General features: G+C 75.3%; 1 protein-coding gene. It reads left to right on the forward strand.

Annotation, left to right across the window (positions count from 1 at the left end; all coding sequences use genetic code 11):
• Positions 1–117: 117 nt before the first annotated feature.
• On the forward strand, positions 118–515 hold a 398-nt coding region (locus tag ACLD7X_RS18395), incomplete at its 3' end, for a cell division protein FtsX (protein WP_411425129.1).

Genomic DNA, 515 nt, shown 5'->3' on the forward strand with positions numbered 1-515 from the left:
GACGATCGTCGTGGCCACCCATGACATGAACCTGATCCGCGCCGCCAAGAAGGAGGTCGCCGCCCGCGTCCTGCGCATCGCGCAGAAACGGGTCATGCTGGCGGGGGCCGACCTGTGATGCGCCTGCTGCCCGCCATGCTGCGCCCCGACGGGCAGGCCGACCGCGTGGTGCCCCCCACCGGGCACACCGCCTGGCTGACCGGCTTCAGCGCGGGGGCGATGGCGTTCCTCGCGGTCTTTGCCATCGCGCTGTCGCTGGCCGCGGGGCGGCTGGCCGACCGCTGGGCGGATGCGCTGGCGCGCACCGCCACCATCCGCATCGCCGCGCCCCCCGACCAGGCCGAGGTGCAGCTGCGCGCCGTGCTCGACCTCCTCGCGACCACCCCCGGCGTGGCCAGCGCCCGCGCCCTGCCCCCCGCCGAAACCGCGGCGCTGCTCGAACCCTGGTTCGGCCCCGACCTGCCCATCGACGCCCTGCCCATCCCCCGGCTGGTCGAGGTGACCGAAACCGCCCA

Source organism: Aphanothece microscopica RSMan92, assembly GCF_046613545.2.
In the GTDB taxonomy this organism is placed as follows: Bacteria; Cyanobacteriota; Cyanobacteriia; order PCC-6307; family Cyanobiaceae; genus NIES-981.